The organism is Amycolatopsis sp. CA-126428 (genome assembly GCF_002904335.1).
Lineage (GTDB): Bacteria > Actinomycetota > Actinomycetes > Mycobacteriales > Pseudonocardiaceae > Amycolatopsis.
The window spans coordinates 20,014-45,797 of record NZ_PPHF01000070.1; the positions used below are offsets into that span (position 1 = coordinate 20,014).

Consider the following 25,784-nt stretch of genomic DNA (forward strand, 5'->3'; position numbering starts at 1 on the left):
CGCTCCGCCGCACACGGCGCGCGAGAGGTCAAAGGCGGGAAAAGTCTATGGGATCGGCTCCGCACGCCCCCGGTCGCCCCGGGGGCGTGCGGACACCCGGTCACCGCGCGGAGAACACCTCGGCGGAGGCGGCCGGCGCGAGCGCACCGGGCACCGCTCCGCCGGCTCCGGCGCGGCGGTGCAGAAAGCCGTGCCACACCCCGAAAGGAGGGGGCCGGCCGCTGGTCAGCGGCGTGCCGCCAGCGCGCTCGTGTAGACGCAGACGGCCGCCGCGGTGGCGAGGTTGAGGCTCTCGGCGCGGCCGTACATCGGGATCCGGACCGCAAGGTCGGTCCGGTCGAGGACCTCGGCCGGCAGACCGTGGGCTTCGTTGCCGAACACCCACGCCGTGGGCACGGCGAGGTCCACCCGATCGAGTTCGGCGTCGGCGTAACCGTGGGCGGCGAACGTCCGCAGGCCCGCGGCCGAGCAGACGGCCAGCGCGGCCGGGACGTCGCGGACGCGCGCGATCGGCAGGTGGAACAGGCTGCCGGCGGCCGCGCGGACGCACTTGCCGTTGTGCGGGTCGACCGTGTCGCCCGCCAGGACGACCGCGTCGGCGCCGGCCGCGTCGGCGACCCGGATCACCGTGCCGGCGTTGCCGGGGTCGGCGACGTCCACCAGCACCACCACGAGCCGGGCAGCCGGGGTCACGGCCTCTTCGAGGGGCCGGTCCAGCAGCGCGCAGACGGCCACGATGCCCTGCGGCGTCACGGTTTCCGACAGCCCCTCGGCGGCGCGGTCGGTGATCGGCGAGACCCCGACGCCGGCCGCGCGGGCCGCGTCCACCAACTTCGCGTGCTGTGCGGCCGCGCGCGAAGTGACGAACAGCTCGTACACCGTGCCGTCCGCCAGCGCGGCCTCGACGGCGTTGGCGCCCTCGGCCAGGAACCGGCCGGTCTTGTCGCGTTCCGCGCGCCGGGTCAGCTTGCGCGCAGCAACGACCCGGGGGGTCCGTTCGGTGAACGGATCCGCCCCGGGTCGGGAAAAGCTGCCGGTCAGGCCGACTTCGCTTCGCCGGTGTTGACGTTGGCCTTGGCGAGCTCGGCCAGCGCGGTGAAGGCGGCGGCGTCGTTGACGGCCAGGTCCGCGAGGATCTTGCGGTCGACCTCGACACCCGCGGCCTTGATGCCCTGGATGAACCGGTTGTAGGTCACGCCGTTGGCCCGGGCGGCCGCGTTGATGCGGGTGATCCACAGCTGGCGGAAGTCACCCTTGCGGGCACGGCGGTCCCGGTAGGCGTAGTTCAGCGAGTGAAGCGTCTGCTCCTTGGCCTTGCGGTACAGCCGCGAACGCTGGCCGCGGTAGCCGCTGGCCAGTTCGAGAGTTGCGCGACGCTTCTTCTGGGCGTTTACCGCCCGCTTGACGCGTGCCACGGGTCCATCCTGTCGATCTCAGGGGGCGAGGGGGCCGCCCCGGGTGGTTACAGCAAGTTCTGCGGGATCAGATGCCGAGCAAGCGCTTCACGCGGCTGACCTCGGTCTTGGCCACCTCGGTGGTGCCCTCGAGGCGGCGGGTCACGCGGCTGGACTTCTTCTCCATGCGGTGACGCCGGCCGGTCATCTGGCGGCGCAGCTTGCCCGTCCCCGTCTTGCGGATGCGCTTGGAGGTCCCGCTGTGGGTCTTCATCTTCGGCATTTCTGTCCTCTTTCGTGCGGCGGCTCACCGGAGAATCCGGTGAGCCGCTGGCTCGTGCTGGTCGGCGCTTATGCCTCGGGGGTCGGCTCGGGGGCCGCCTCGGCCTTCGCCTTCGGCTTCACGTTCTTGTGCGGGGCCAGCACCATGATCATGTTGCGACCGTCCTGCTTCGCCGAAGACTCGACGAAACCCAGTTCGGTGACGTCCTCGGCGAGCTTCTGCAGCAGCCGGTAGCCGAGCTCCGGCCGGGACTGCTCGCGACCGCGGAACATGATCGTGACCTTGACCTTGTTGCCCGCCGCCAGGAAGCGCGACACGTGACCCTTCTTGGTCTCGTAGTCGTGCTGGTCGATCTTGGGGCGCAGCTTCTGTTCCTTGATGACGGTCAGCTGCTGGTTCCGACGCGACTCGCGGGCCTTCTGCGCGCTCTCGTACTTGAACTTGCCGAAGTCCATGAGCTTGCACACCGGCGGGCGGGCCTGCGGCGCGACCTCGACGAGGTCGAGGTCGTTCTCCTGCGCCAGGCGCAGCGCATCCTCGATCCGGACGATGCCGACCTGTTCGCCGGCGGGTCCGACGAGACGGACCTCCGGCACCCGGATTCGGTCGTTGATGCGTGTCTCGGAGCTGATGGGGCCTCCTTGGTCCGAGGAATGTTTCGTGTTCTCGTTCGACCTGGTGCCCACATAGCGAAGGCCCCGACACCATTCGGTGCGCGGGGCCCACTCTGTTTCCGATCGCACCCGGCCGCGAAGCCGGGCACTTCACCCTGGACTTGACGTCCGGGTGAGACCGGACCCGGCCACCTGTACGGTGACGCGGGTGGGAGCGGGGCTCCACTTGCCGCCCCCGATCGCTCGGGGGCTGGTCGCTCGTGGAAGGGTACCAGACGTGTCGGAACAACCTTCCCAACAGCCCCCGTATTCCCCGGACGCGCGCCACCTGGAGGACATCCCCAGCGTGGAGGTGATCAGCCGCGCCGCCGTCATGCTGCTGTCGGCCGGCGCCGAACGGCTCGGCCTGGCCGACGCCGATCCCGCCACCTCCCCGCACCGGGACCTCGATGAAGCGCGCCGCCTGATCACCGCGCTGGCCGGGCTCGTGACGGCCTCCGCCGAGTACCTGGGGCTGCACGCCGGGCCGCTGCGCGATGGCCTGCAGTCGCTCCAGAAGGCATTCCGGGAGGCTTCGGCTGTGCCCGACGAGCCTGGTCAGGGGCCTGGCGAGAAGTACACCGGCCCCGTCTACTGACATTTCAGTCGCTCGGAGCCTGGCTCGGCCGGCTTGCTCGTCGCTCGTCACTGACATTTCACTCGCCCGGGTGCCAGCCCGGGCGAGCCTGCGAGTAACTGATATTTCAGTCGCTCGGCGCCTGGCCGGGCGAGCCGCTCGTGACTGATATTTTACTCCCTCGGGATCCTCGCCCGACGAGCCTGCTTGTGACTGATGTTTCACTCGCTCGGGTTCTTGCCGGGCGAGCCTGCTCACATCTAACATGTTAGATGTGAGTCTCTCAAAGGTCAGCCGCCCACTCCTGCGCGACGAGGCGTACGACCGCATCCGGCAGGCCATCGTCGACGGCACGTTGCCGCCGGGTACCCCCCTGCGCGACGGCGACCTCGCCGACCAGCTCGGCCTCTCGAAAGCCCCCGTCCGGGAAGCCCTCCGGCGGCTGGCCGACGACGGCCTCGTCGACTCGAAGCCGCAGAGCTACACGCGGGTCTCCGACGTCATGTCGCGCGACGTCCTGGACGCCCGGGAGATCGTCCGCGTGCTGCACGAGTTCGCGGTGAAACAAGCCGCCCCGAGGTGCCGGGCGGCCGACGTCGCCGCGATGCGCGCGGCCAACGACCGCTTTGCCGCGGCGATCGAAGCGCGGGACGTCGCCGCCGCCGTGAAAGCGGATGACGATCTGCACGACATCCCCGTCCGGCTGGCGGGCAACGCCGCGGTGGCCGCGACCCTCGACCGCTACACCCCGCTGCTGCGCCGGCTGGAGCGCGCGCACTTCAGCTCGGCGCTCGCCTGGAACTCCGTCGAGCGCCACACGAAGCTCATCGACGCCCTCGAGAAGCACGACACCGAAACCGCCGCCTCCGTGATTTCGACCATCTGGACCGAGCTGCTGGAGGACCGATGACCCTCGCCGACTTCCCCCGCTACCCCCTGCTGTTCGGCCCGTCGCCGGTGCACCCGCTCGAGCGGCTCACCGCGCACCTCGGCGGAGCGAAGGTCTGGGCGAAGCGCGAGGACGTCAACTCCGGCCTCGCCTACGGCGGCAACAAGACCCGCAAGCTCGAATACCTGGTCGCCGACGCGCTCGCGCAGGGCGCCGACACGCTCGTCTCCATCGGTGGCGTCCAGTCCAACCACACCCGCCAGGTCGCGGCCGCCGCCGCGCGGGCCGGGCTGAAGGCCGTGCTGGTGCAGGAAAGCTGGGTCGACTGGCACGACCCGCTCTACGACAAGGTCGGCAACATCCAGCTCTCGCGCATCCTCGGCGCGGACGTCCGGCTCGTGCAGGCCGGCTTCGGCATCGGGTTCAAGGAAGCCTGGGAGGACGCGGTCGCCGAGATCGAAGCGAACGGCGGGAAGCCGTACGCCATCCCGGCCGGCGCGTCGGACCACCGGCTCGGCGGCCTCGGGTTCGCGAACTGGGTCGTAGAGCTGGAGCAGCAGGAGGCGGAACTGGGTGTCTTCTTCGACACGGTGATCGTCTGCTCGGTCACCGGCAGCACCCAGGGCGGCATGGTCGCGGGGACCGCGCTCGGAAGGACCCGACGCATCCTCGGCATCGACGCCTCCGCGAAGCCCGGGGAGACGCGCGAGCAGGTCACGCGCATCGCACGCAACACCGCCGAGCTGATCGGCGCCGGCGAGATCGCGGAAGTCGAGCTGGACGACCGCTACCACGCCGGGGTCTACGGCATCCCGGACAAGTCCACTGTGGACGCGATCGAGACCTGCGCGCGGCTGGAGGGCATGATCACCGACCCGGTGTACGAGGGCAAGTCGATGGCGGGCCTCATCGACCTGGTCGGCCGCAGGGAAATCGGCACGGACTCGAACGTCCTCTACGCCCACCTGGGCGGGCAGCCCGCCCTCAACGGCTACACGAGCGTCCTCGGCTGAGGTGGTGGGCCGGGAGCACCCGGCCCACCCCGAGCTCAGTCCAGCACGCAGAGCACGTCGATCTCGACGAGGAGCTCGCCCGGGAGGCCGACGTACACCGTCGTGCGGGCGGGCTGCGGCGCGTCGCCGATCAGCTCGTCGTACACCTCGTTGAACGGCGCGAAGTGGGCCGTGTCGGTCAGGTACACCCGGACCATGATCGCGTCGGCGAGGCTCGAGCCCGCCGCCGCCAGCACGGCTTCGATGTTCTTGAACGTCTGCCGGGTCTGGCCCGCGACGTCGTCACCGACGATCTCGTTCGTGGCCGGGTCGAAGGCGACCTGGCCGGCGACCTGCAGCAGGTTCCCCTTGCGGACGGCCTGCGAGAACTTCGCCGGCGGCTTCGGCGCGTTCTCGGTGGAAACTGCCGTCTTGCTCATCAGTGCCCCTTTCCGTTCTCCGTCCATCCGCTGTGGACGGAAGCTTCCTTCGTGGCGGCCCGCAGCTCGGGCACCAGCGCCAGCAGGCCGTCGTAGTCGAGCAGCACCTTCGGCACCGACATCGACGCGGCGGCCAGCACCTCGCCGCCGGTCCCCCGCACCGGCGCCGCGATGCAGTGGATGAAGTCCTCGTGTTCGGCGTTGTCGACGGCGTACCCGCGCTGGGCCACGCGCTCCAGCTCCGCCAGGTATTCCGAAGCCGTGGTGATCGTGTTCGGCGTCCGCACCGGGTACTCGATCGACCGCGCGATCTCCTCGCGCCGGGCCACCGGCATCGCCGCGACCAGCACCTTCCCCACCGCGGTGCAGTGCAGCGGCGCGCGCTTGCCGATGCGCGAGTACATCCGCACCGAGTGCCGGCCTTCGAACTTGTCGATGTAGACGACTTCGCCGTCCTCGTAGCTGGCCAGGTGCACGGTGTGCCCGGTGCGCGCGTTGAGGGCGGCGAGCGCGGGGTGGGCGCTGCGCCGGACGTCGAAGGAGTCCAGGGCCTGGTTGGCGAGGTCGAACATGGCACTGCCCAGCCGGTAGTGGCGGGCGCCTTCGCGGCGGACGAAGTGGTGCTGTTCGAGGGTGCGCAGCAGCCGCAGCACGGTCGACTTGTGCACGCCGATCTCGTCGGCGAGGTCGTCGAGGGTCCGCGCGTCCTGCGCGATCGAACCCAGCAACGTCAGCGCGCGGTCCAGGCTTTGGCTCATGCGAGCACCACGCCCTCTCCGGTCAGCCGGGCCGAACGCCACTCGTCCGGGTCCGCGTGCAGGAGGATATCCACGACGCTGCGGGGCAGCGGGACCCCGACGTCGTCGTGGGTCAGCAGGGTGACGGCGGCCTGCAGGTGGCCCTGGCGCAGCCGTTCCAGGGGCGTGGCGCCGCGCAGGGTCGCGGCCAGGAACCCGGCGGCGAACGCGTCGCCGGCGCCGACCGGCTCGACGACGTCGACCTTCAGCGCGGGCGCGAACAACGGCTCCCCCTCGACCAGCGTCGCCCCGCGCTCGCCGTGCTTGACCACGAGCGTGCGCCGCCCCGGCAGCAGCGTGCGCAACTCCGCCGGATCCCCGGTCCCCCACACCCGCTGGGCCTCGTCGTCGCCGGTCAGGACGATGTCGGCCTGCCCGGCCAGCTCGGCGAGCAGGCCGGGGTCGCGGCCGGCCCACAGCGCGGGGCGCAGGTTGACGTCGAACGAGATCAGCCGGTCGCCGCGGGGCATCTCCAGCAGGGCGCGGACCAGCGCGAGGCAGCTGTCCGACAGCGCGGGCGTGATCCCCGACAGGTGCAGCACGCGGACGCCGTCGAGGTCGAGCCGATCCAGCAGCTCCGGGCCCATCCCGGACGCGGCCGAGCCCGTCCGGTAGTAGCGCACGGGACTGCCGCCGGCGCCGCTTTCCTTGACGTAGAGCCCGGTCGGGCGCAGCGGGTCGACCGAACAGGCACTGACGTCGACGCCGTGGGAGGCGACCTCCCGCAGCATCGCCCGGCCGAAGGGGTCGTCGCCGACCGCGCTCACCCAGCCGCTGCGCACCCCCAGCGTCGGCAGGTTGCAGGCCACGTTCGACTCGGCGCCGCCGATGGTGCGCACCCAGTGCTTCACCTCGTCCGGCGGGCCGGGTTCGGCGGGCACGAACAACGCCATCGTCTCGCCCACGCACAGCACCTCGGGCCCGCTCGTCACTTTCCGTCTCCCTGCCCTTCACCCCGTTGACCTGTGGCGACCCGGATGCTACACCTATGGCACTCAAAATGCGCAACGTCCGTTGCAGCATACGCAACTGTAACACTCCTAACGCAGGAGTCGCCGCCGATGAATCGTTGCCTGATGGACCCCGCCGCGCTCGACGCGCTCCGCCAAGAACGCGTCGACTGGCGCTTCCGCTCCGCCGCGCCCGCGCTCACCGGGCTCACCCTGCAAGAGGCCGCGGACCGCCGGCTGAACCTGTTCACCGACGGGTTCTTCGCCCCCTTCGTCGTCATCGACGAAGAAGCGCTCGAACACAACCTGCGGACGATGGCCGCCTGGTGCGCCGCCCGCGGCGTGGCGCTCGCCCCGCACGGCAAGACGACCATGGCACCGCAACTGTTCGCGCGCCAGATCGAGCACGGCGCGTGGGGTGTGACCTGCGCGAACGCCGGTCACCTCCGGATCTACCGAGCCTTCGGGGTGTCCCGGATCCTGCTCGCCAACCAGCTCCTCGACCCGGCCGGCCTGCGCTGGCTGGCCGCCGAACTGGCGGCCGACCCGGGCTTCGAGTTCCTCTGCTGGGTCGACTCCGTCCGCGGCGTCGAGCTGATGACCGCGGCCCTCGAAGGCGCCGAGCGCCCGGTCGACGTCCTGGTCGAACTGGGCGCCGACGGCGGCCGCACCGGCGTCCGCGACACCGCGACCGCGCTGGCGATCGCCGAAGCGGTCCAGGCCAGCCCGGTGCTCCGGCTGCGCGGCACCGGCGGCTACGAAGGCGCACTCTCCCACGACACCGACGAAGCCGCGCTGGCCAAGATCAGCTCCTATGTGGACGGCCTGCGCAACCTGGCGATCTCCCTTTCCGACAAGGGACTCCTCGACGGGCAGATCGTCGTCACCGCCGGCGGCAGCGCCTACTTCGACCAGGTGGCCGACGAGCTGACGAAACCGTGGCCGGACGGCCTCGACGTGCTCCCGGTGCTGCGCAGCGGCGCCTACCTCACCCACGACGACGGGTTCTACCGCCAGATCTCCCCGCTCGGCGACCACCCGCGCATCGACGGCGTCGACTCGTTCCGGCCGGCGCTGCGGGCGTGGGCGCAGGTGACGTCGAAGCCGTCGGACGAGCTCGCGCTGCTCACCCTCGGCAAGCGCGACGCCTCCTTCGACGAGGGCATGCCCGAGCCGCAGCTGCGCCGCACCCCGGACGGCCCCGCCGAACCCCTCGAAGGCCACGTCGTCACGAAGCTGAACGACCAGCACGCCTTCCTCGCGCTGCCGCCGGGGTCGCCGGTCGAGGTCGGCGACTGGATCGGGCTCGGCCTCTCCCACCCGTGCACGGTGTTCGACAAGTGGCCGCTGCTGCCGGTGACCGCGGCCGACGGCGAAACCGTCGTCGACTACGTCCGGACGTGGTTCTGATGGACGTCGTCTTCCGCGGCGCGCTGGTCGCCGACGGCACCGGCGACGCGATCACGCGGCACGACGTCGGGATCACCGGGGCCAAGATCGCCAGTGTCGCCGAAGCGGGGTCGCTGGCCGGGCGCCGGACCATCGACGCCGACGGGCTGGTGCTCGCGCCCGGGTTCATCGACATGCACTCGCACTCGGACCTGCAGCTGCTGGCCAACCCGGACCACCCGGCCAAGATCACCCAGGGCGTGACGACCGAGGTCCTCGGCCAGGACGGGCTGTCGTACGCGCCCGTCGACGACGTCGTGCTCGAAGCGCTGCGGCAGCAGCTCGCGGGCTGGAACGACGACCCGCCGGGGTTCGACTGGAACTGGCGCTCGGTCGGCGAGTACCTCGACCGGCTCGACCGGGGCATCGCCGTGAACGCCGCCTACCTGGTACCGCAGGGCACGGTCCGGATGCTCACCGTCGGCTGGGACGACCGGCCCGCCACGGACACCGAGCTGGACCGGATGAAGGAACTCGTCGCCACCGGCCTGCACGAGGGCGCGATGGGGATGTCTTCGGGCCTCACCTACACGCCGGGGATGTACGCGGAGACGAGCGAGCTCGTCGAGCTGTGCCGGGTCGTCGGCGAGCTGGGCGGGTTCTACAGCCCGCACCACCGCAGCTACGGCAAGGGCGCGCTGGAGGCGTTCGCCGAAATGATCGACGTGAGCAGGCGGTCCGGCTGCCCACTGCACCTGGCCCACGCGACGATGAACTTCTCGGTCAACAAGGGAAAAGCACCCGACCTGCTGAAGCTCCTCGACGACGCCCTCGACGACGGCTGCGACATTTCCCTCGACACCTACCCGTACCTGCCGGGCGCGACCTACCTGAGCGCGCTGCTGCCCAGCTGGGCCACCGAAGGCGGACTGGACGCCACCCTCGCCCGGCTGTCCGATGTGGACGAACGCGAGCGGATCCGCGCCGAGATCGAGGAGTCCGGTTCGGACGGTGCGCACGGCGTCCCGATCGACTGGGAAGCCATCGAAATCAACGGCGTGCGCAACGAACACAACGCCCACCTGGTCGGGCACAGCGTTGCCGCGTCGGCCCGCGCACAAGGCACCGAACCGGCGAAGCTCTACTTCGACACCCTGCTCGACGAGCGGCTCGGGACGTCGTGCCTGATGCACGTCGGGCACGAAGAGAACGTCCAGGCCATCATGCGGCACCCCACGCACACCGGCGGCAGCGACGGCCTGCTCGTCGGCGCGCGGCCGCACCCGCGCGCGTGGGGCACGTTCCCCCGCTACCTCGCCCGGTACGTCCGTGAACTGGGCGTGCTGGACCTCGCCGAATGCGTCGCCCACCTCACCGGGCGCGCCGCACGGCGGCTGCGGCTGACCGACCGCGGGCTGGTCCGCGCCGGGTACGCCGCGGACCTGGTGCTGTTCGACCCCGAAACGGTCGCCGACACCGCCACCTTCGAAGACCCGCGGCAACCCGCCACGGGCCTCACCCACGTGTTCGTCAACGGCGTCGCCGCCCTCGACGACGGTCGTCCCACCGGCGCCCTCGCCGGTGGTTCCCTGCGCAACCCCCGGAGAGCACGATGATCCACTGGCTGCAACACACCACCGGCGGGCTGCTCACGCTCGCCGCCGTCTCGATCGCCGTCCTGCTGGTGCTGATCATCAAACTGAAGCTGGAACCCTTCATCGCGCTGATCGTCGTCGGCCTGCTGACGGCGCTGGCCGCGGGCCTGCCCGTCGGCACCATCGTCGGGTCGGCCCAGAAGGCGTCGGACTCCCTGCTGGAAAAGGGGTTCGGCAGCATCCTCGGGCACATCACGGCGATCATCGGACTGGGCACGATCCTCGGGTCGATCCTGGAACGCTCGGGCGGCGCGAAGGTGCTCACCGGGGCGCTGCTGCGGTCGTTCGGCGAGAAGCGGGCGCCGCTGGCCATGGGGGTCGCCGGGTTCATCTTCGGCATCCCGGTGTTCTTCGACATCGGCATCTTCGTGCTGGCCCCGCTGGTCTACGTCGCCGCGAAGCAGGGCGGCAAGTCCCTGGTGCTGTACGCGATGCCGCTGCTGGCCGGCCTGTCGATCACGCACGCCTTCCTGCCGCCGCACCCGGGCCCGGTCGCCGCGGCCGGGCTGCTGCACGTCGAGCTCGGCTGGATCATCCTGATGGGCCTGGCCTGCGGTATCCCGGCGTTCCTCATCGGCGGCGTGCTCTACTCGACCTGGATCGGCAAGCGCATCGTGGTCGACGTGCCCGAGGACATGGTCTTCGCCGAGGAGGAGGGCGAGCGCGAGGAGAACCCGCCGGCGCTGGGGCTGGTCGCCTCGATCATCGCGGTGCCGCTGGTGCTCATCCTGGCCGGCACGTTCGGCAGCATCTGGCTGCCGAAGGGTTCGGCGCTCGCCGGCGTCGCCGCGTTCATCGGCACCCCGGCCGTCGCGCTGACCGTCGCCGTCCTGCTCGCCTCCTGGCTGCTGGGCCTGCGGCGCGGGTTCACCGGCAAGGACCTCAACGAGCTGGCCGCGAAGTCGCTGCGGCCGGTCGCGATGATCCTGCTGGTCGTCGGCGCGGGCGCGTTCTTCGGCGCGGTGCTCTCGGCGACCGGGATCGGCAAGGCCGTGGCCGACTCGCTGCACGACGCCGGGCTGCCGGTGCTGCTCGCGGCGTACGTGATCAGCTGCGGCATGCGGATCGCGCAGGGTTCGGCGACCGTCGCCATCGTGACCACGAGCGGGATCATCGCCCCGACCGTGGCCCAGCTCGGTTATTCGCAGATCCAGCTGGCGCTGCTCGTGATGGCGATTTCGGCCGGGTCGATCATCGCCTCGCACGTCAACGACGGCGGGTTCTGGATCGTTTCGCGGTACTTCAACCTGACCGTGCCGCAGACGCTCAAGTCCTGGACGGCGCTGGAAACCGTGCTTTCCCTGTCCGGTTTCGGGGCTTCGGCATTGCTCATGGCCGTGGTCTAGACCATACTGGGGCCTGTCACCGCCGAAACCCGTTGGGAGACAAAGACGATGACCGGACTTTCCCGTCGCACGTTCCTCGGCGCCGCGGCCGGCGCGGGCGCCGCCACCGTCCTCGGCACGCAGGTGGCCGGCGCGGCCACCACGGAGAAGGGCTGCTTCGCCGGCACGACCGCGTACCTCGGCAGCTACACGACCGGGGCGACCGGGCACGGCCTCGACGTCGCCACCCGTTCGGGCGCGGCACTGTCCCTGGTCCGGACGATCCCGGGGATCACCGACACGTCGTGGTTCGACCGCAGCGCCGACGGCAAGACGCTGTACGTCACCAACGAAGGCGACCCGGCCGGGTACGTCTCGGCGCTGAGCCTCGCCGCCCCGGGGAAACCGAAGCTGCTCAACAAGGTCTCGTCGAAGGGCGGCGCGCCGACGCACCTGAGCGTGCACTCGAGCCAGAAGTACGTGCTCGCCGCGAACTACAGCTCGGGCAGCGTCGTCGTGCTGCCGATCCTGGCCGGTGGCAAGCTCGGCGCGGCCACCGACCTGGTGACCCACCACGCCGACTCGGGGCAGGCGCACGCCCACCAGGTCGTCAACGACCCGACCGGCCGCTGGGTCCTGGCGGTCGACCTGGGCGCCGACTCGGTGTACGTCTACGGCTTCGCCGCCGGGAAGCTTTCGTTGCACCAGCAGCTGAAGCTGCCGTCCGGCGCCGGGCCGCGGCACCTCGCGTTCGACCGCACCGGGAAGTTCGCCTACATCCTGCAGGAACTGCGGGCGGAGGTGACGGTGGCGAGCTGGGACGCGGCGGCGGGGCAGCTGAAAGCGCTGTCCGTCGTCCCGGCCGTGCCCGCCGGGAGCACCGGCGACCAGTTCCCGGGCGAGATCGTCGTGTCCAACGACGGGAAGTTCGTGTACGCGACCGTCCGCGGCCCGAACACCCTGGCCACCTTCGCCGTCTCCGGCGGCGGCGCGACGCTGAAGCTGGTGTCGAGCGTGCCGACCGGCGGCAACTGGCCGCGGCACGTGGCCCTCGACCCGGCCGGAAGCTGGTTCTACGTCTCGAACCAGCGCTCCGGCACCGTCACCTGGCTGCCGCGCGACCCGGCCACCGGCCTGCCCGGCGCCGCTGCCGGCCAACTGGCCGTCGGCAGCGTCAACTCCGTCTACTTCGCCTGAGTCCGTCGTGAGTGGTAAGGCGGGTTAGAACCCGCCTTACCACTCACGAGGGCACCTACGGGAGGTTCCCCCATGAGACTGTTGCCGTTCGTCGCTGCGCTGGCCCTGCTGGCCGGCTGCGCGCCCACCCAGTCCGCACCCGCGGGCGGCGGCGCGGACGACAAGACCGGCACCGTCCGCGTCTGGCTGTTCGACGAGGCCAACCGCGCGCCGAAGGAGGCCGCGGTCAAGGACGCGATCACCGAGTTCAAGGCGGCCCACGCCGGCGTCGAGGTCGACGTCCAGTGGGTGCCGGTCGAGGGCCGCGCCGACAAGTTCTCCGGTGCCTTCAACGACGCGGCCAACGCCCCGGACGTCGCCGAGTTCGGCAACACCGACGTCTCGAACTACGCGGCCACCGGGGCGCTGGCCGACCTGACCGGCGACCTCGCCGCGTGGCCCGAGGGCAAGGACCTCATCCCGACCGTGCTGGACACCGCGAAGTCCGGCGGCCAGACCTACGGTCTCCCCTGGTACACCGGCATCCGCGCGTTGTACTACCGCACCGACGTCTTCACCGAGCTCGGCCTGAAGCCGCCGGCGACGCTGGCCGAGCTGACCGACACCGCCCGCCGGATCCGCGCCGCCAAGCCGGACCTCTACGGCATCGCCGTCGGCGGCAAGTACACCTACGCGATGCTGCCCTTCCTCTGGGCCAACGGCGGGGAGCTGGCGCAGGAGCAGGGGAGCAAGTGGACGTCGACCGTCACCGGTGAGCAGGCGAAGGCCGGCGTGACGCAGTACGCGAACCTGCTCAAGGACGACATCTGCCCGCCCGCCCAGTGCGCCAACCTGACCGGCACGCAAAGCGTCACGGCGTTCGCCGGCGGCAAGGCCGGGATGACCATCGGCGGCGACTTCAACCGCAAGGCCGTCGAGCAGGGCGCGGTGAAGGGCAAGTACGCCGTCGTGCCGCTCCCGGGCACCGCGGCGGGCAGCACCGCGCCCGCGTTCGCCGGGGGCAACCTGCTGGGCGTGTTCAAGGCGAGCAAGCACCGCGGCCTGGCGCTGGAGTTCGTCGAGCTGCTCGGCGGCGCGAAGTACCAGGAGAAGATGTACACCGCGATGGGCAACCTGCCGACGCTGAGCGGGGTGCAGCAGAAGCTCGCCGCGAATGACCCGTTCCTCAAGCCGTTCGTCGACACCCTGAAGGCGGGCACGAAATTCGTCCCGGCGACGCCGGCGTGGTCGAAGATCGACAGCCAGAACGTGCTGCCGACGGCCGTGCAGCAGATCGCGACCGGCGGGAAGGACCCGTCGGCGGCCCTGGCGGACGCGGCCGCGGCGATGAACAAGGCCTTCGGCTAGTGGTGACGGTCCAGGAAGCCCCTTCCGTCACGGCGCCCGCGCGGCGGCCGAGGCGGAAGGAAGACGGCCGGGCCGCCGCGCTCTACCTCGCCCCGGCGGGCGTCCTGCTCGCCGCGCTGCTGGCCTACCCGATCTACCAGCTGGTCCTGATCTCCTTCTACGACTACGGCCAGCCGCAGGCCGCGGGCAACGCACCGCTGGTGTTCCTCGGCTTCGCGAACTACGCCGACCTGCTGTCCCAGGCGCAGTTCTGGACCGTGCTCGGCAACACGGTCGGATTCGCCGCGGCCTGCGTCGCCGGTTCGCTCGTCGTCGGCACCGGGCTCGCGGTGCTGGCTTCGCGGGTGCGCTCGCTGCCCCGGACGCTGCTGTTCCTGGCCGCGCTGGGCGCGTGGTCGACGCCGGCGATCGCGGGCTCCTACGTCTGGCTGTTCCTCTTCGACACCGACTTCGGCCTGGTCAACGAGGTGCTGTCGGGCCTCGGGCTGCCGTTCGAGCACCACTCCTGGACCTTCGGCACGCTCGGCGCCTTCGGGCTGGTCGCGGCCGAGGTGATCTGGTGCTCGTTCCCGTTCGTGCTGGTCACGATGTACGCCGGGATCAAGGGCGTGCCGGACGAGGTCCTCGAAGCCGCGTCGCTCGACGGCGCGTCGGCGTGGCGCACGACGTGGACGATCGTGCTGCCGATGGTGCGGCCGCTGCTGATGATCGCCACCGTCCAGTCGATCATCTGGGACTTCAAGGTGTTCACCCAGATCTACGTGATGACCAACGGCGGCGGCGTGGCCGGGCGCAACCTGGTCCTCAACGTCTACGCCTACCAGCAGGCCTTCGCCGGGCAGGAATACGGCCTCGGCTCGGCGATCGGAGTCGTCATGACGCTGTTGCTGCTGTCGGTCACCGGGTTGTACGTCCGGACGCAGCGCCGGAGCGCGGCATGGCTGTGAAACGTCCCGGGCGGCTGGCCGCCGAAGTCGTCACGGTCGTGCTCGCCGGAGTGATCGCGTTCCCGCTGTACTGGATGGTGCTGTCGGCGGTGAAGCCGCCCGGCGAGATCCAGTCGGCGAACCCGAAGCCCTGGACCTTCAGCCCGTCGTTCGACAGCTTCTCGCGCGTCCTCACGGTTTCGGGCTTCGGGCGGTTCTTCGTGAACAGTTTGGTGGTGGCCCTGGTCGTCGTCGCGCTGTCGCTACTGCTGTCGTTCCTCTCCGCGGTGGCTCTGACGCGGTTTTCCTTCAAGGGGCGGACCGTGCTGCTGGTGATGACGCTCGTCGCCCAGATGGTGCCGGTGGAGGCGCTGACCATCCCGCTGTTCTTCCTGATGCGGTCCCTCGGCGCGGCGGTGCCGGCTTTCGGGCTGAACGAGCTGGGTTCGCTGGTGCTGGTGCACCTGGCGTTCAGCCTGCCGTTCGCGATCTGGATGCTGCGCGGGTTCGTCGCCGCGGTGCCGGTGGAGCTGGAAGACGCAGCGGCTCTCGATGGTGCGTCGCGGATGCGGTTCACCTGGCAGATCCTGTTCCCGCTGGTGGCGCCCGGGCTGGTCGCGGTCAGCGTGCTCGCGTTCATCCACGCGTGGAACGACTTCCTGTTCGCCAAGACGTTCATCGTCTCCAAGACCGAGAACCAGACGCTGCCGCAGGCGATCCTGGTGTTCTTCAAGCCGGAGGACACCGATTGGGGCGCGGTGATGGCGTCGTCGACGCTGATGACGATCCCGGTGCTGGTGTTCTTCGTCCTCGTCCAACGACGGCTGGTGTCCGGCATGGCCGGCGCCGTGAAGGGCTGATATGGCTTTCGACACCCTGCTCCCCCGCCCGGTTTCGGTGACGCCCACGCCGGGTTCGTGCCCCTGGCCGTCCACTGTGGAGATCCGGCCGGCTTCCTTGCCACCGGAGGGGTACCGGCTCACGATTTCCCCCTCCGGCGTGGTTTTGGAGGCGGCCGATGCCGCCGGGGAGTGCCACGGGCGGGAGACGTTGCGGCAGCTGGCGGGACCGGCCGCGTTCCGGGTGGCCGGGTTCGCGCCTTCGTCGCTGCCGTGCGGCGTGGTCGAGGACCATCCGCGGTTCGGGTGGCGTGGCTGCCTGCTCGATGTGGCCCGGCACTTCCGGACCAAGGCCGAGGTGCTCCGGTTCGTCGACCTGCTGGCCGCGCACAAGCTGAACGTGCTGAACCTGCACCTCACCGACGACCAGGGCTGGCGCTTCGAGGTCCCGGCGTTCCCCCGGCTGACGTCGGTGGGCGGCTGGCGGCCGTCGTCGATGGCAGGCAGCGGAGGTGTCCAGGACGGCCGTCCGCACGGCGGGTTCTACACGAGCGACGACCTGCGCGAGATCGTCGCCTACGCCGCTTCGCGGGCCATCACGGTGGTGCCGGAAATCGACATCCCGGGCCACGCGCGGGCGGCGCTGGCGGCCTACCCTTCGCTGGGGACTTCGTCGTCCTACGAGGTCTGGACCGCCTGGGGCATCAGCACTTCACTGCTGTCGCCGGTGGAGTCCACTTTGGATTTCTTCCGGCAGGTGTTCGACCACCTGCTGGAGATCTTCCCGTCCCCGGTGATCGCCCTGGGCGGCGACGAGACACCGGGCGCGACCGACGAGCACCGCGCGTTCGTCCGGCAGCTGGCCGAGCACCTGGTGGCCCGCGGCCGCACCCCGATGGGCTGGGACGAGGTCCTCGACACCGACGGCCTCCCGCCGATGGTGATCGCGGCCTGGCGCAACGAGGACGCGGGCCTGCGGGCGGCTTCGGTGGGACACGACGTGGTGATGTGCCCGGAGCAGCACGTCTACCTGGACCACCGGCAGTCCGACCAGCCCGACGAGCCGATCCCGGTCGGGGAGGTGCACACGCTGGAGGACGTGTACGCGTACGAGCCGGCGCTGAGCGGGCCGCGGCTGCGCGGGGTGCAGGCGCAGGTGTGGAGCGAACACCTGGACAGTGTCCGGCGGGTGGACTACATGGCGTTCCCGCGGTTGTCGGCGTTCGCGGAGGTGGCTTGGAGCGCGGGACCACGGGACTACGCGGAGTTCCTGCCTCGGCTGCGCGACCACCACCTGCCCCGCCTGGACGCGCTCGGCGTGGAGTACCGGCCGCTGGACGGGCCGCACCCCTGGCAGCTGCGGCCGGGCGTGCCGGGCCGGCCGCGGTGATCACGGCAGCAGCGTCACCGTGACCGACCGGGTCGGGCCGACGTTGCCGGCCGCGTCGATGGACCGGTACTCGATCCGGTGCGTGCCGTACCCCGGCTTGCGCTCCGAGAACGGCGACACCGTCAGGCCACCCTCGCCGAGGTTGCCGTACGCCAGGCCGTCGATCTCCGTGCCGCGCGGGGTGAACAGGTACGGTGCCGCCGGGTCCGTCGGCCAGCCGTAGTACTTGTGCCAGCCGTCGCCGTCGACGCGGAACTCCGGCATTCCGTCCGGCGACTTCAGGCGCATCGTGAACGAACCGTGGTACACGCTGCCCTCGGGCAGCTCGGCCGTGGTCGTCGGGCCCGTGGCGTCCACCGGCCAGGTCAGCGTCGTGCCGCCGGTCGTCGCGGTGAGCGTGTGCGCGCCACGTGAGGCGTCGAGGGCGAAGTCGGACCCGGTTCCGGCCGGGCGGCCGTCGAGCGCCCACCGGACCTCCGGGATCGAGCCGGTCGGCTCGCCGGTTTCGACGTAGACCACGTCGTGGCCGCCGACCGGGCGCGAAACCGGCGTCGACGCCACCACCGCCGGGCCGCCGGCGGGCGGGGTGACCACCGCCGTGTCGACCGTCCAGGTGCGGGTCGCCGACGGGCGGACGGCGGGGTCGCGGACGAACGGCGTCGGATCGGTCACCGTCGCCGTCAGCGTGTGGCGGCCGGGGCGCAGGTGCGCGCGACGCAGGTCGACCGCGTTCCGGCCGGGCAGCGCAACGCCGTCGAGGGTCCAGCGGACGTCGAGGCGGTGGCTCACCGGGTGCAACGGGCGCACCCAGACGACGCGGTCGGCACCGATCGTCCCGGCCGGGGTGCCACCGGCGATGAGCGGCACCTTCGCCGCGATCCGCTGCGTCATCCGTTCGCGGCCGACCTGGTCGAACGCGTAGCCGAGGGTCTTCATCATCGAGTGCCTGCTCGGCCGCCACACGCCGGTCTGGGTGTCCAGCCCGCCTTCGAAGCGGCCGATCGTGCCGCCGGACTCGCTGGGTTCGCCGAGCCAGCGCCACCACTTCGCGTGCTGGGCGCGCATCTGCGGCTCGGTCAGCAGGGTGTGGTGGACCGAGTCCGGCTCGCCGCCCTCGTACGCGCCGCCCGGAACTCCGCGGGCGTAGTAGTCGTACTCGTCGTCGAGGCCGCCGAGCGAGTGGCCGAGTTCGTGCGGCGAGATGAGCGCGGACAGCGCGTTCCCGCCCGACGCCGTCGCGTAGGTGCCGCCCGCGCCGCCGTAGGTGGAGCTGTTGCCCAGCGCCAGGATCTGCCGGTTCGCGGGCGTCGTGCCGGGCACGAGATCGGCGTACCGCTGGGCGGCCGCGTCGTCGACGGTCAGCAGCCGCTGCACGCTCTGGGCGTTGCAGCCGCCCCAGAAACCCATGTCCAGCGGGGTGTTCCGGTGCGGCGCGTCGAGGGAAGGGTCACAGTCCACACCGGATTCCGGAGAGGCGATGGACACGGCGTAGACGTTGAAGTAGCTGCGGTAGGACTTGAACGGCTCGAGCGACCACAGGGTGCTGACGTGCCGCTCGACATCGGCGAAGAACTTCGGCTGCTCGGCGGCGGTGTAGCCGTCCCCGAGGACGACGAGGTTGAACCGCTGCGCGACCGGCCCGGTCACCTGGACCTCGGTGACGCTCGCGGCCGGCTCGGCGGCGTGGGCCGGGACGGCGATCCCGGCGGTCAAGACGAGCGCGGCAACGAACCCGGCCCACTTCCGCATGGCGGCACTCCCCTGGTCGGCGATCTTTCCGGTGTACCGCACCCGTCGAAACGCCGGAACCCGCCGGAAGTCGGGGCTATGCTGACCGGATGGGGAATCGAGGGGGAATCTCGATCGCGGCCGGCGTGTTCGTGCTGCTGACCGCGTGCTCGGCCGCCGAACCGATCGCGCAGACCGCACCGCCCACGCCGGCGGTTTCGTCTCCGAAGCCGGCTCCGGTCTCGGATGCGCCGGCGCTGGGTCCGGGGCCGGGCTCGCCGGCGCCGACCACACCGCAGCCACCGCCGCCGCACTCGCCGGACAAGGTCACCTCGGCGTGCCCGTTCCTCGGAGTCACCGACGCCAGCGCCGCGATGAGCGCCCACATCGATGCCTACGCCGTCGAAGAAGCACCGGACAAGCGGCCGGGAATCACCACCTACCACTGCGCCTACGCCAGCCGGACCGGCGGGCTGCAGATCCACGACCTGTTCGTCACCGTCATCCCGGGCACCGGGCAGTTCGCGTCGCTGCTGAAGGAGTGGACCACGGACTGCGACAAGCCCGCGACCCCGATCGCCGGGATGGAAGCCACCGCCCGCACCTGCGCCCTGAGCGGCGCGGGCCAGGGCGGGGACGTCATGATCCTGGTCGGGAAGAAGGGCCACGGCGAGACACGGCTGGCCGAATTCCACCTGTGGCCCACCCGGTCGGACGTCTACCCGAAGATCGCGCAGCTCCTGCTCGACCGGCTGTAAGTCGTCATACGCGAGTCAGCCGGTACCAGACTTCCGGGCGGCCGACCTGGCCGTAGTGCGGCTCTCGGTGGGCCATCCCGTTGTCCGCCAAGTACTCCAGGTACCGCCGTGCCGTCACGCGGGACGCGCCGATCGCGCTGGCCGCCGCGCCGGCCGAAAGTCCCTCCGCCGCACCGGAAAGGGCGTCGGTGATCGCCTCCAGGGTCTGGACGCTCATGCCCTTCGGGAGCGGGGGCTGCTCGGTCGTGCGCAACGCCCCGAGGGCCCGGTCGATCTCCGCCTGGCCGGTGACCTCGCCGGACGCGTCGCGGAATTCCGCGTAGCGCTCGAGCTTTTCGCGCAGGGTCGCGAACGTGAACGGCTTGAGCAGGTACTGCACCACCCCGACCGACACCGCCGCCTTGACCAGGGCGAGGTCGCGCGCCGACGTCACCGCGATGACGTCGATCGGCAGTCCCGCCGCGCGCAGCGACCGGCACACCGCCAGCCCGTGCGTGTCCGGCAGGTAGAAGTCCAGCAGCACCAGGTCGACCGGCTCGCGTTCGCAGAACCGCAGCGCGTCGCCGCCGGAGTGGACCACGCCGGCCACCGCGAAGCCGGGGAGCCGCTCGACGTAGACGCGGTGCGCCTCCGCGGCCACCGGCTCGTCCTCCACCACCAGCACCCGGATCACCGGCCCGCCTCCTGCCGCGGCAGCCGCACGGTGAACACCGCGCCCGCGTCCCGGCCGACCTCGACCGTACCGCCGTAGCGGCGCACCGCCTGCCCGACGAGCGCGAGCCCGAGCCCGTGGCCGTCCTCCGCCTTCGTCGACCAGCCGCGGCGGAACACGTCGGCGTCCTCGGGCACGCCGGGCCCGGTGTCGGCGACGCGCAGCAGCAGCCCGTCGTCGTCGGTGCGGGCGGTGACGACGACCGACGGCTTGCCGCCGCCGCGCACGGCCGCGTCGAGGCCGTTGTCGATCAGGTTGCCGAGGATCGTCACCAGGTCGCGGGCCTCGATCCCGTGCGAGACGTCGTCGATCACGGTGTCCGGGGTGACGGTGAGCTCGACCCCGCGCTCGCTCGCTTCGGCGGCCTTGCCCAGCAGCAGCGCGGCGAGCACCGGCTCGGCGACCGCGCCGACGACCCGGTCGGTCAGTTCCTGGGCGAGGGCGAGCTCGGCGGTGGCGAACTCGACGGCCTGCTCGGGTTTGCCGATCTCGACGAGGGAAACGACCGTGTGGAGCCGGTTCGCGGCCTCGTGCGCCTGCGACCGCAGCGCCTCGGCGAGGCCGCGGGCGGTGGTCAGCTCGCCGGTCAGCGACTGCAGTTCCGTGTGGTCGCGCAGGACGACGACGGTGCCCTGCGAACGGCCGCCCGAGCGGACGGCGGTCGTGCTGACCAGCAGCACGCGCGAGTCGGTCAGGTGCAGTTCCTCGGCCCGGTTCTCCGCCGACGTGAACGCCTCGGCCAGCCCGTCCGGCAGGCCCAGCGTCGCCAGGTCGCGGCCGACCGGATCGGCGTCGAGGCCGAGCAGCGTGCGCGCGCCGTCGTTGCAGAGGCCGATCCGCCCGTCCCGGCCGACGAGCAGCACGCCTTCGCGGACCGAATGCAGGACGGCCTCGTGGTACTCGAAGAGGTTGCTCAGCTCGTCCGGCGCGACGCCGCGGGTCTGGCGCCGCAGCCGGGCGCTGATCAGCCAGCCGCCCAGCGCCCCGACCAGCACGACCGCACCCGCCACGCCGAACAGCGGCCACAGCCGTTCGCGCAGCTCGGCCGAGATCGCCTTGACGGTGATCCCGACCGCGACGAGCGCGATCACCCGGTGGCCGGCGTCGAACACCGGCTCGACCGTGCGCACCGACGGGCCGAGGGAGCCGGTGTAGGTCTCGGTGAACTCCTCGCCGCGCTGCGCCTTGGCGATGTTGCCGATGTAGGACTGCCCGATCAGCGCCGGAGTCGGGTGCGTGTAGCGGATTCCGGCCGGGCTCATGATCGTGATGAAGTCGACCTGGGTGTGGTCCTTCACGCGCTGAGCGAAGGGCTGGAGCGCAGCACTCGGGTTCGGCGCGCCCACCGCCGCCACGACGCTGGGCGCGTCGGCGACCGTCAAGGCGACCACGCGGACCTGGTCGCGCGCGTTCTCGTCCACCGCGTGCTGCGCGTCGATCCAGGCGAACGTGATCCCGGCGCCCGCCAATACGCAGAGCACCACGAGCTGCAGCACGAGCAGCTGGCGCGCCAGGCTCCAATGGGACCGCAACGTCGGGGACACCTCCTCATACCAGCACACCGCGCGAGCCGATGTCCGAACGGGACAGTGCGATCTCCACGCGACGCGATCATCACACGAACTCAATGAACACAAGTGAGCCGGATCACCGAACTCGGCCTACAGTGTGCCGCAACCTGGACACCCCTAGCTGGAGGCAACGGTGCCGACACCGACCCCCGACGCGGCGCCACGCCGTCGCGACAAGACCCACTACCTGTACCTGGCCGTGATCGTCGCGGTCCTGCTCGGGATCCTGGTGGGCTTTCTCTTCCCCGGTTTCGCCAAGGGCCTCAAGCCGCTGGGCGACGGGTTCGTCAACCTGATCAAGATGATGATCTCGCCGATCATCTTCTGCACGATCGTGATCGGCGTCGGCTCGGTCGCCAAGGCGGCCAAGGTCGGCAAGGTCGGCATCATGGCGCTGGTCTACTTCATCGTGATGTCGACCTTCGCGCTCGCCATCGGCCTGGTCGTCGGCAACATCCTGCACCCGGGTGAGGGGCTGCACCTCAACCCCGCCGACGTGAAGAGCGTCCAGAAGTCCGCCACCGGCTCCGAAGGCCCGGTCGACTTCCTGCTCCACATCATCCCGAAGACGTTCGTCTCCGCCTTCACCGAGGGCCAGGTCCTGCAGACGCTGCTCGTCGCGCTGCTCGTCGGGTTCGCGCTGCAGAAGCTGGGCCCGAAGGGCGCGCCGATCCTGCGCGGTGTCGAGCACATCCAGCGCCTGGTGTTCCGGGTCCTGGCGATGATCATGTGGGCCGCGCCGATCGGCGCGTTCGGCGCGATCGCCGCCGTGGTCGGGGCGACCGGCTGGGCGGCGCTGAAGAGCCTCGCGGTGATCATGATCGGCTTCTACGTGACCTGCCTGGTGTTCGTGTTCGTCATCCTCGGCCTGGTGCTGTGGCTCGGCGCGCGGGTGAACATCTGGCACCTGCTCCGCTACCTCGGCCGCGAGTTCCTGCTGATCCTCTCGACGTCGTCGTCGGAATCGGCGCTGCCGCGGCTGATCGCGAAGATGGAGCACCTCGGCGTCGGCAAGTCGGTCGTCGGCATCACCGTGCCCACCGGGTATTCGTTCAACCTGGACGGCACGGCGATCTACCTGACCATGGCGACGCTGTTCATCGCCGCGGCCCAGGACGAGCCGTTGTCGCTCGGCGCGCAGATCGGGTTGCTCGTCTTCATGATCATCGCGTCGAAGGGTGCGGCCGGCGTCAGCGGTTCCGGCATCGCGACCCTGGCCAGCGGCCTGCAGTCGCACCGGCCGGAACTGGTCAACGGCGTCGGGTTCATCCTCGGCATCGACCGGTTCATGTCCGAGGCGCGTGCGCTGACCAACTTCGCGGGCAACGCCGTCGCGACCGTCCTCATCGGAAACTGGACGAAGGAGTTCGACCGCGAACAGGCGGAACGCGTGTTCGCCGGGAACGCCCCGTTCGACGAAGCCACGTTGATCGACGAGGAGCGCGAACCCGAGCCCGAGGAAGTGGCGGCGAAAGCCTGACCTCCTGAACGTTCGTGCTCATGCCCCCGCTGAGCACGAACCACCGCGGGCCGCGGTGCGAGTCCCCCCGACCTCGCACCGCGGCCCGTTCCACGTCTTCAGCCGGCGGCTTGAGCGTCGTAGACGACGCGGGCGGCGGCGATGTCGTCGCGGTGCTGCTCCGCCCAGCCGAGCAACCCGCTCAACGACTGGTACAGCTCCTTCGCCATCGGCGTGGCTTCGTACTCCACGCGCGGCGGGACGGTCGGGTAGATCGTGCGGTCCAGCAGGCCGTCACGCTCGAGGTTGCGCAGGGTCAGGGTCAGCATCCGGCGGCTGATGCCGGCGACCGAGCGTTCCAGCTCGGTGAACCGCACCGGGCCCCGGATGGCCTCCAGGAGGATGCCGATCGCCCACTTGCCGCTGATCCGGTTGATGACCTCCAGCACCGTGCAGACGTCGAGTTTCTCCGGGTCGATCTCGGTGACCTGGACAGGTACACCGATGTTCCCCTGGGACATGGAAGTGCCTCCTTACGCGGGCACCCATGGTCACACATGATGGGCACTGTTACAAGAAGTGCCCTGGCGTCGACCAGGAAACTCTCGACTGGAGGGGCCCACTGTGCCATTCGACAACAACGTGCCCGAGAACCACCCCACCCGCTCCCGCGGCCTCGCGTTGGCGGTGCTGTGCGCCGCCTCGCTGATGGTCGTGCTCGACAGCAGCATCGTCGCCGTGGCACTGCCCGCGATCCAGGCCGACCTCGGCTTCACGCCCGCCGGGCTCTCCTGGGTCTTCACCGGCTACCTGGTCGCGTTCGGCGGCCTGCTGCTGCTCTCCGGGCGGCTCGGCGACCTGCTCGGCCGCCGCCGCGTCTTCCTCGGCGGGCTGGGCCTGTTCACCGGCGCCTCCCTGGTCGCGGGCCTGGCCGCGGACGCGGGCGTCCTGGTCGCGGCACGGTTCGTCCAGGGTGTCGGCGGCGCGCTGGCGTCGGCCGTGGTGCTCGGGATGATCGTCACGATGTACCCCGAGCCCCGGGCCCGCGCGAAGGCGATCGGCGTCTACAGCTTCACGCAGGCGGCGGGCGCGTCGATCGGGCTCATCGCGGGCGGCGCGCTGACCCAGGCGCTGAGCTGGCACTGGACGTTCTACGTCAACCTGCCGATCGGCGTGGCGGCGCTGCTGCTGGCCGTGCGGGTGGTCGAGGCCGACCGCGGCACCGGCCTGCGGGAGGGGCTGGACGTGCTCGGCGCGGTCCTCGTCACCGCCGCGGTGATGCTCGGCGTGTACGGCATTTCGTCGTCGTCCTGGGCCGCGCTCATCGCGGCCGTCGTCCTGCTCGCGGCTTTCGGGGTGCGGCAAGCGAAGGCGCGGACGCCGTTGCTACCGCTGCGGCTGTTCAAGATCCGCGCGGTGGCCGGCGCGAACGTGGTGATGGTGCTGATGGTCGCCGGGATGCTCGGCTTCCAGTTCGTCACGGCGCTGTACCTGCAGCAGGTGCTCGGCCTCGACGCGCTGGGGACCGGCGTCGCGTTCCTGCCGGTGCCGCTGGTGATCGCGGTGGCGTCACTGGGCTTCGCGGGCAAGCTCGCGGCGCGGTTCGGCCCGCGGGCGGTGCTGCTGGGCGGCTTGGGCCTGGTGATCGCCGGCCTGCTGCTGCTCACCCGCGTCTCGGTGGACGGTGCCTACTTCGCCGACGTCCTGCCGCCACTGCTGCTGATGGGTCTCGGCGCCGGCGCGGCCATCCCGGCGCTGATGGGCCTGGCGATGGCGGACGTCCCGGCCGCGGACGCGGGCGTGGCGTCGGGCCTGATCAACACGACCCAGCAGGTCGGTGCGGCCGTCGGCACGGCGGTGCTGGCCGCGGTCGCCGCCTCCCGCACGGAGAGCCTCGGCGCGCTGGACCACCGCGAAGCCCTGGCGGCGGGGTTCCGGCTGGCCTACGGGGTCAGCGCGGGCTTCCTGATCGCGGCGGTGGCGCTGGGCGGCGTGCTCCTGACCCGCCGCACCCGGAAGGTCGCCCCGGCGGCCCCGGCGGTTTCGGAGCCGGAGGCCTGCATCGCCGGTCAGGTCAAGTAGGCCGAAAGCCCACGGTGGCCCCGCCGCATCATCAGCGCGTGGTTCGCGCGGAAGAGCGGCCGGGCCACCGTGTCGAAGCGCCGCAGCAACTCCTTACGGGCCTGGACGTCCTGGGTGATCTCCAGCAGCGTGCCCGCGCCCGCCGCGCGGACCGCTCCCGCCAGGGTCCCGTCGAGGTCGCCGCTGAGCCTGACCCGCATCAGGCCCATGCGCTCGTCCTGGAGGTCCCGGTGCATCCGGACGACAATCCGGAACGGTAGCCGGGACCGGCAAACCAGCTCGGCGGTGTCGTCGTCCACGCGGCGCACCGCGCGGACGTCCGACCACCACCTCGGGTAGCCGGCGAGGTCGGTGACCACGCCGAACACCCGCTCGGGCACGGTTTCCGGCAGCAGCCACGTGCTGCGGAACCGGTAGCGCGTCCCCGTCAC

At 71.1% G+C, this 25,784-nt stretch carries 26 protein-coding genes; 14 read left to right on the forward strand and 12 right to left on the reverse strand.

What is annotated here, in order from left to right; genetic code table 11:
* Window positions 1–225 precede the first annotated feature (225 nt).
* The 4 genes from C2L58_RS17555 to infC all read right to left on the reverse strand — a co-directional run bounded on the left by C2L58_RS17555 (window position 226) and on the right by infC (window position 2,363).
* A complete protein-coding gene (locus tag C2L58_RS17555) occupies window positions 226–1,041 on the reverse strand; it encodes a TrmH family RNA methyltransferase (RefSeq protein WP_255410547.1) in 816 nt (271 codons plus the stop codon).
* Window positions 1,038–1,415 (reverse strand): 50S ribosomal protein L20, encoded by a 378-nt coding sequence (gene rplT / locus C2L58_RS17560; protein ID WP_004559056.1) that lies wholly within the window; start codon window positions 1,413–1,415, stop codon window positions 1,038–1,040. The genes C2L58_RS17555 and rplT overlap by 4 nt, the downstream gene beginning before the upstream one ends.
* Before the next feature lie 67 nt (window positions 1,416–1,482).
* Window positions 1,483–1,677, reverse strand: a complete 195-nt coding sequence (gene rpmI / locus C2L58_RS17565) for a 50S ribosomal protein L35 (protein WP_103338663.1) — start codon at window positions 1,675–1,677, stop codon at window positions 1,483–1,485.
* Window positions 1,678–1,745: 68 nt separating this feature from the next.
* Window positions 1,746–2,363 carry a translation initiation factor IF-3 gene (gene infC / locus C2L58_RS17570; RefSeq protein WP_103338664.1) on the reverse strand — a complete coding sequence of 206 codons (618 nt, stop codon included), beginning with the start codon at window positions 2,361–2,363 and terminating at the stop codon, window positions 1,746–1,748.
* Window positions 2,364–2,568: 205 nt separating this feature from the next.
* Here infC and C2L58_RS17575 point away from each other — a divergent pair, with 205 nt between their 5' ends.
* The 3 genes from C2L58_RS17575 (at window position 2,569) to C2L58_RS17585 (ending at window position 4,809) form a co-directional block, all read left to right on the forward strand.
* The gene (locus C2L58_RS17575; RefSeq protein WP_103338665.1) at window positions 2,569–2,928 is read left to right on the forward strand and encodes a DUF1844 domain-containing protein; all 360 of its coding nucleotides are present in this window, start codon (window positions 2,569–2,571) and stop codon (window positions 2,926–2,928) included.
* A gap of 244 nt (window positions 2,929–3,172) precedes the next feature.
* Window positions 3,173–3,817 carry a GntR family transcriptional regulator gene (locus tag C2L58_RS17580; protein ID WP_199191315.1) on the forward strand — a complete coding sequence of 215 codons (645 nt, stop codon included), beginning with the start codon at window positions 3,173–3,175 and terminating at the stop codon, window positions 3,815–3,817.
* A complete protein-coding gene (locus tag C2L58_RS17585; protein WP_103338666.1) occupies window positions 3,814–4,809 on the forward strand; it encodes a 1-aminocyclopropane-1-carboxylate deaminase in 996 nt (331 codons plus the stop codon). The genes C2L58_RS17580 and C2L58_RS17585 overlap by 4 nt, the downstream gene beginning before the upstream one ends.
* 35 nt (window positions 4,810–4,844) lie before the next feature.
* On the opposite strand, the gene C2L58_RS17590 is transcribed toward C2L58_RS17585, so the two are convergent.
* From C2L58_RS17590 to C2L58_RS17600, 3 genes are read right to left on the reverse strand one after another with little or no spacing between them, the layout of a single operon-like run.
* A complete protein-coding gene (locus C2L58_RS17590) occupies window positions 4,845–5,228 on the reverse strand; it encodes a RidA family protein (protein WP_103338667.1) in 384 nt (127 codons plus the stop codon).
* Window positions 5,228–5,986, reverse strand: coding sequence for an IclR family transcriptional regulator (locus tag C2L58_RS17595; RefSeq protein WP_103338668.1), 759 nt, complete (start codon window positions 5,984–5,986; stop codon window positions 5,228–5,230). Before C2L58_RS17595 ends, C2L58_RS17590 begins: the two co-directional genes overlap by 1 nt.
* Window positions 5,983–6,918 carry a sugar kinase gene (locus C2L58_RS17600; protein ID WP_233225785.1) on the reverse strand — a complete coding sequence of 312 codons (936 nt, stop codon included), beginning with the start codon at window positions 6,916–6,918 and terminating at the stop codon, window positions 5,983–5,985. The genes C2L58_RS17595 and C2L58_RS17600 overlap by 4 nt, the downstream gene beginning before the upstream one ends.
* A gap of 168 nt (window positions 6,919–7,086) precedes the next feature.
* Here C2L58_RS17600 and C2L58_RS17605 point away from each other — a divergent pair, with 168 nt between their 5' ends.
* The 8 genes from C2L58_RS17605 to C2L58_RS17640 all read left to right on the forward strand — a co-directional run bounded on the left by C2L58_RS17605 (window position 7,087) and on the right by C2L58_RS17640 (window position 17,043).
* Window positions 7,087–8,385 (forward strand): amino acid deaminase, encoded by a 1,299-nt coding sequence (locus tag C2L58_RS17605; protein WP_103338670.1) that lies wholly within the window; start codon window positions 7,087–7,089, stop codon window positions 8,383–8,385.
* A complete protein-coding gene (locus tag C2L58_RS17610; RefSeq protein WP_103338671.1) occupies window positions 8,385–9,980 on the forward strand; it encodes an N-acyl-D-amino-acid deacylase family protein in 1,596 nt (531 codons plus the stop codon). Before C2L58_RS17605 ends, C2L58_RS17610 begins: the two co-directional genes overlap by 1 nt.
* Complete coding sequence (locus C2L58_RS17615; RefSeq protein ID WP_103338672.1) at window positions 9,977–11,365, forward strand: GntP family permease; 1,389 nt, start codon at window positions 9,977–9,979, stop codon at window positions 11,363–11,365. Before C2L58_RS17610 ends, C2L58_RS17615 begins: the two co-directional genes overlap by 4 nt.
* A 48-nt stretch (window positions 11,366–11,413) precedes the next feature.
* Window positions 11,414–12,541 carry a lactonase family protein gene (locus C2L58_RS17620; protein WP_103338673.1) on the forward strand — a complete coding sequence of 376 codons (1,128 nt, stop codon included), beginning with the start codon at window positions 11,414–11,416 and terminating at the stop codon, window positions 12,539–12,541.
* A gap of 72 nt (window positions 12,542–12,613) precedes the next feature.
* The gene (locus C2L58_RS17625; RefSeq protein WP_103338674.1) at window positions 12,614–13,888 is read left to right on the forward strand and encodes an extracellular solute-binding protein; all 1,275 of its coding nucleotides are present in this window, start codon (window positions 12,614–12,616) and stop codon (window positions 13,886–13,888) included.
* Window positions 13,888–14,835, forward strand: a complete 948-nt coding sequence (locus C2L58_RS17630; protein ID WP_103338675.1) for a carbohydrate ABC transporter permease — start codon at window positions 13,888–13,890, stop codon at window positions 14,833–14,835. Before C2L58_RS17625 ends, C2L58_RS17630 begins: the two co-directional genes overlap by 1 nt.
* The gene (locus C2L58_RS17635) at window positions 14,826–15,674 is read left to right on the forward strand and encodes a carbohydrate ABC transporter permease (RefSeq protein WP_103338676.1); all 849 of its coding nucleotides are present in this window, start codon (window positions 14,826–14,828) and stop codon (window positions 15,672–15,674) included. The genes C2L58_RS17630 and C2L58_RS17635 overlap by 10 nt, the downstream gene beginning before the upstream one ends.
* A 1-nt stretch (window position 15,675) precedes the next feature.
* Window positions 15,676–17,043, forward strand: a complete 1,368-nt coding sequence (locus C2L58_RS17640) for a beta-N-acetylhexosaminidase (protein WP_103338677.1) — start codon at window positions 15,676–15,678, stop codon at window positions 17,041–17,043.
* Here the strand turns inward: C2L58_RS17640 and C2L58_RS17645 are convergent, their stop codons facing one another.
* Window positions 17,044–18,834: a M64 family metallopeptidase gene (locus tag C2L58_RS17645; protein ID WP_233225777.1), complete on the reverse strand. Its 1,791-nt coding sequence runs from the start codon at window positions 18,832–18,834 to the stop codon at window positions 17,044–17,046.
* Window positions 18,835–18,881: 47 nt separating this feature from the next.
* On the opposite strand from C2L58_RS17645, the gene C2L58_RS17650 reads away from it, so the two are divergent.
* Window positions 18,882–19,529 carry a hypothetical protein gene (locus C2L58_RS17650; protein WP_146073617.1) on the forward strand — a complete coding sequence of 216 codons (648 nt, stop codon included), beginning with the start codon at window positions 18,882–18,884 and terminating at the stop codon, window positions 19,527–19,529.
* A 4-nt stretch (window positions 19,530–19,533) separates the two neighbouring features.
* Here the strand turns inward: C2L58_RS17650 and C2L58_RS17655 are convergent, their stop codons facing one another.
* Window positions 19,534–20,202, reverse strand: a complete 669-nt coding sequence (locus C2L58_RS17655) for a response regulator (RefSeq protein ID WP_103338679.1) — start codon at window positions 20,200–20,202, stop codon at window positions 19,534–19,536.
* Window positions 20,199–21,773: an ATP-binding protein gene (locus C2L58_RS17660; RefSeq protein ID WP_103338680.1), complete on the reverse strand. Its 1,575-nt coding sequence runs from the start codon at window positions 21,771–21,773 to the stop codon at window positions 20,199–20,201. The genes C2L58_RS17655 and C2L58_RS17660 overlap by 4 nt, the downstream gene beginning before the upstream one ends.
* 172 nt (window positions 21,774–21,945) lie before the next feature.
* Here C2L58_RS17660 and C2L58_RS17665 point away from each other — a divergent pair, with 172 nt between their 5' ends.
* On the forward strand, window positions 21,946–23,292 hold the full coding sequence (locus C2L58_RS17665) for a cation:dicarboxylate symporter family transporter (RefSeq protein ID WP_103338681.1): 1,347 nt from the start codon (window positions 21,946–21,948) through the stop codon (window positions 23,290–23,292).
* 98 nt (window positions 23,293–23,390) lie between these two features.
* On the opposite strand, the gene C2L58_RS17670 is transcribed toward C2L58_RS17665, so the two are convergent.
* Window positions 23,391–23,792, reverse strand: a complete 402-nt coding sequence (locus C2L58_RS17670; RefSeq protein WP_103338682.1) for a winged helix-turn-helix transcriptional regulator — start codon at window positions 23,790–23,792, stop codon at window positions 23,391–23,393.
* 121 nt (window positions 23,793–23,913) lie between these two features.
* On the opposite strand from C2L58_RS17670, the gene C2L58_RS17675 reads away from it, so the two are divergent.
* Window positions 23,914–25,353, forward strand: a complete 1,440-nt coding sequence (locus tag C2L58_RS17675; protein WP_103338783.1) for a DHA2 family efflux MFS transporter permease subunit — start codon at window positions 23,914–23,916, stop codon at window positions 25,351–25,353.
* Here the strand turns inward: C2L58_RS17675 and C2L58_RS17680 are convergent.
* Complete coding sequence (locus tag C2L58_RS17680) at window positions 25,341–25,784, reverse strand: SRPBCC family protein (protein WP_103338683.1); 444 nt, start codon at window positions 25,782–25,784, stop codon at window positions 25,341–25,343. The genes C2L58_RS17675 and C2L58_RS17680 overlap by 13 nt on opposite strands.

Bases quoted from the DNA above. Each gene is read 5' to 3' on its own strand.
- rpmI (WP_103338663.1), bottom strand. From the start codon at position 1,677: ATGCCGAAGATGAAGACCCACAGCGGGACCTCCAAGCGCATCCGCAAG.
- C2L58_RS17580 (WP_199191315.1), top strand. From the start codon at position 3,173: ATGTTAGATGTGAGTCTCTCAAAGGTCAGCCGCCCACTCCTGCGCGAC.
- C2L58_RS17585 (WP_103338666.1), top strand. From the start codon at position 3,814: ATGACCCTCGCCGACTTCCCCCGCTACCCCCTGCTGTTCGGCCCGTCG.
- C2L58_RS17590 (WP_103338667.1), bottom strand. From the start codon at position 5,228: ATGAGCAAGACGGCAGTTTCCACCGAGAACGCGCCGAAGCCGCCGGCG.
- C2L58_RS17595 (WP_103338668.1), bottom strand. From the start codon at position 5,986: ATGAGCCAAAGCCTGGACCGCGCGCTGACGTTGCTGGGTTCGATCGCG.
- C2L58_RS17600 (WP_233225785.1), bottom strand. From the start codon at position 6,918: ATGGCGTTGTTCGTGCCCGCCGAACCCGGCCCGCCGGACGAGGTGAAG.
- C2L58_RS17605 (WP_103338670.1), top strand. From the start codon at position 7,087: ATGAATCGTTGCCTGATGGACCCCGCCGCGCTCGACGCGCTCCGCCAA.
- C2L58_RS17610 (WP_103338671.1), top strand. From the start codon at position 8,385: ATGGACGTCGTCTTCCGCGGCGCGCTGGTCGCCGACGGCACCGGCGAC.
- C2L58_RS17615 (WP_103338672.1), top strand. From the start codon at position 9,977: ATGATCCACTGGCTGCAACACACCACCGGCGGGCTGCTCACGCTCGCC.
- C2L58_RS17620 (WP_103338673.1), top strand. From the start codon at position 11,414: ATGACCGGACTTTCCCGTCGCACGTTCCTCGGCGCCGCGGCCGGCGCG.
- C2L58_RS17625 (WP_103338674.1), top strand. From the start codon at position 12,614: ATGAGACTGTTGCCGTTCGTCGCTGCGCTGGCCCTGCTGGCCGGCTGC.
- C2L58_RS17635 (WP_103338676.1), top strand. From the start codon at position 14,826: ATGGCTGTGAAACGTCCCGGGCGGCTGGCCGCCGAAGTCGTCACGGTC.
- C2L58_RS17640 (WP_103338677.1), top strand. From the start codon at position 15,676: ATGGCTTTCGACACCCTGCTCCCCCGCCCGGTTTCGGTGACGCCCACG.
- C2L58_RS17650 (WP_146073617.1), top strand. From the start codon at position 18,882: ATGGGGAATCGAGGGGGAATCTCGATCGCGGCCGGCGTGTTCGTGCTG.
- C2L58_RS17670 (WP_103338682.1), bottom strand. From the start codon at position 23,792: ATGTCCCAGGGGAACATCGGTGTACCTGTCCAGGTCACCGAGATCGAC.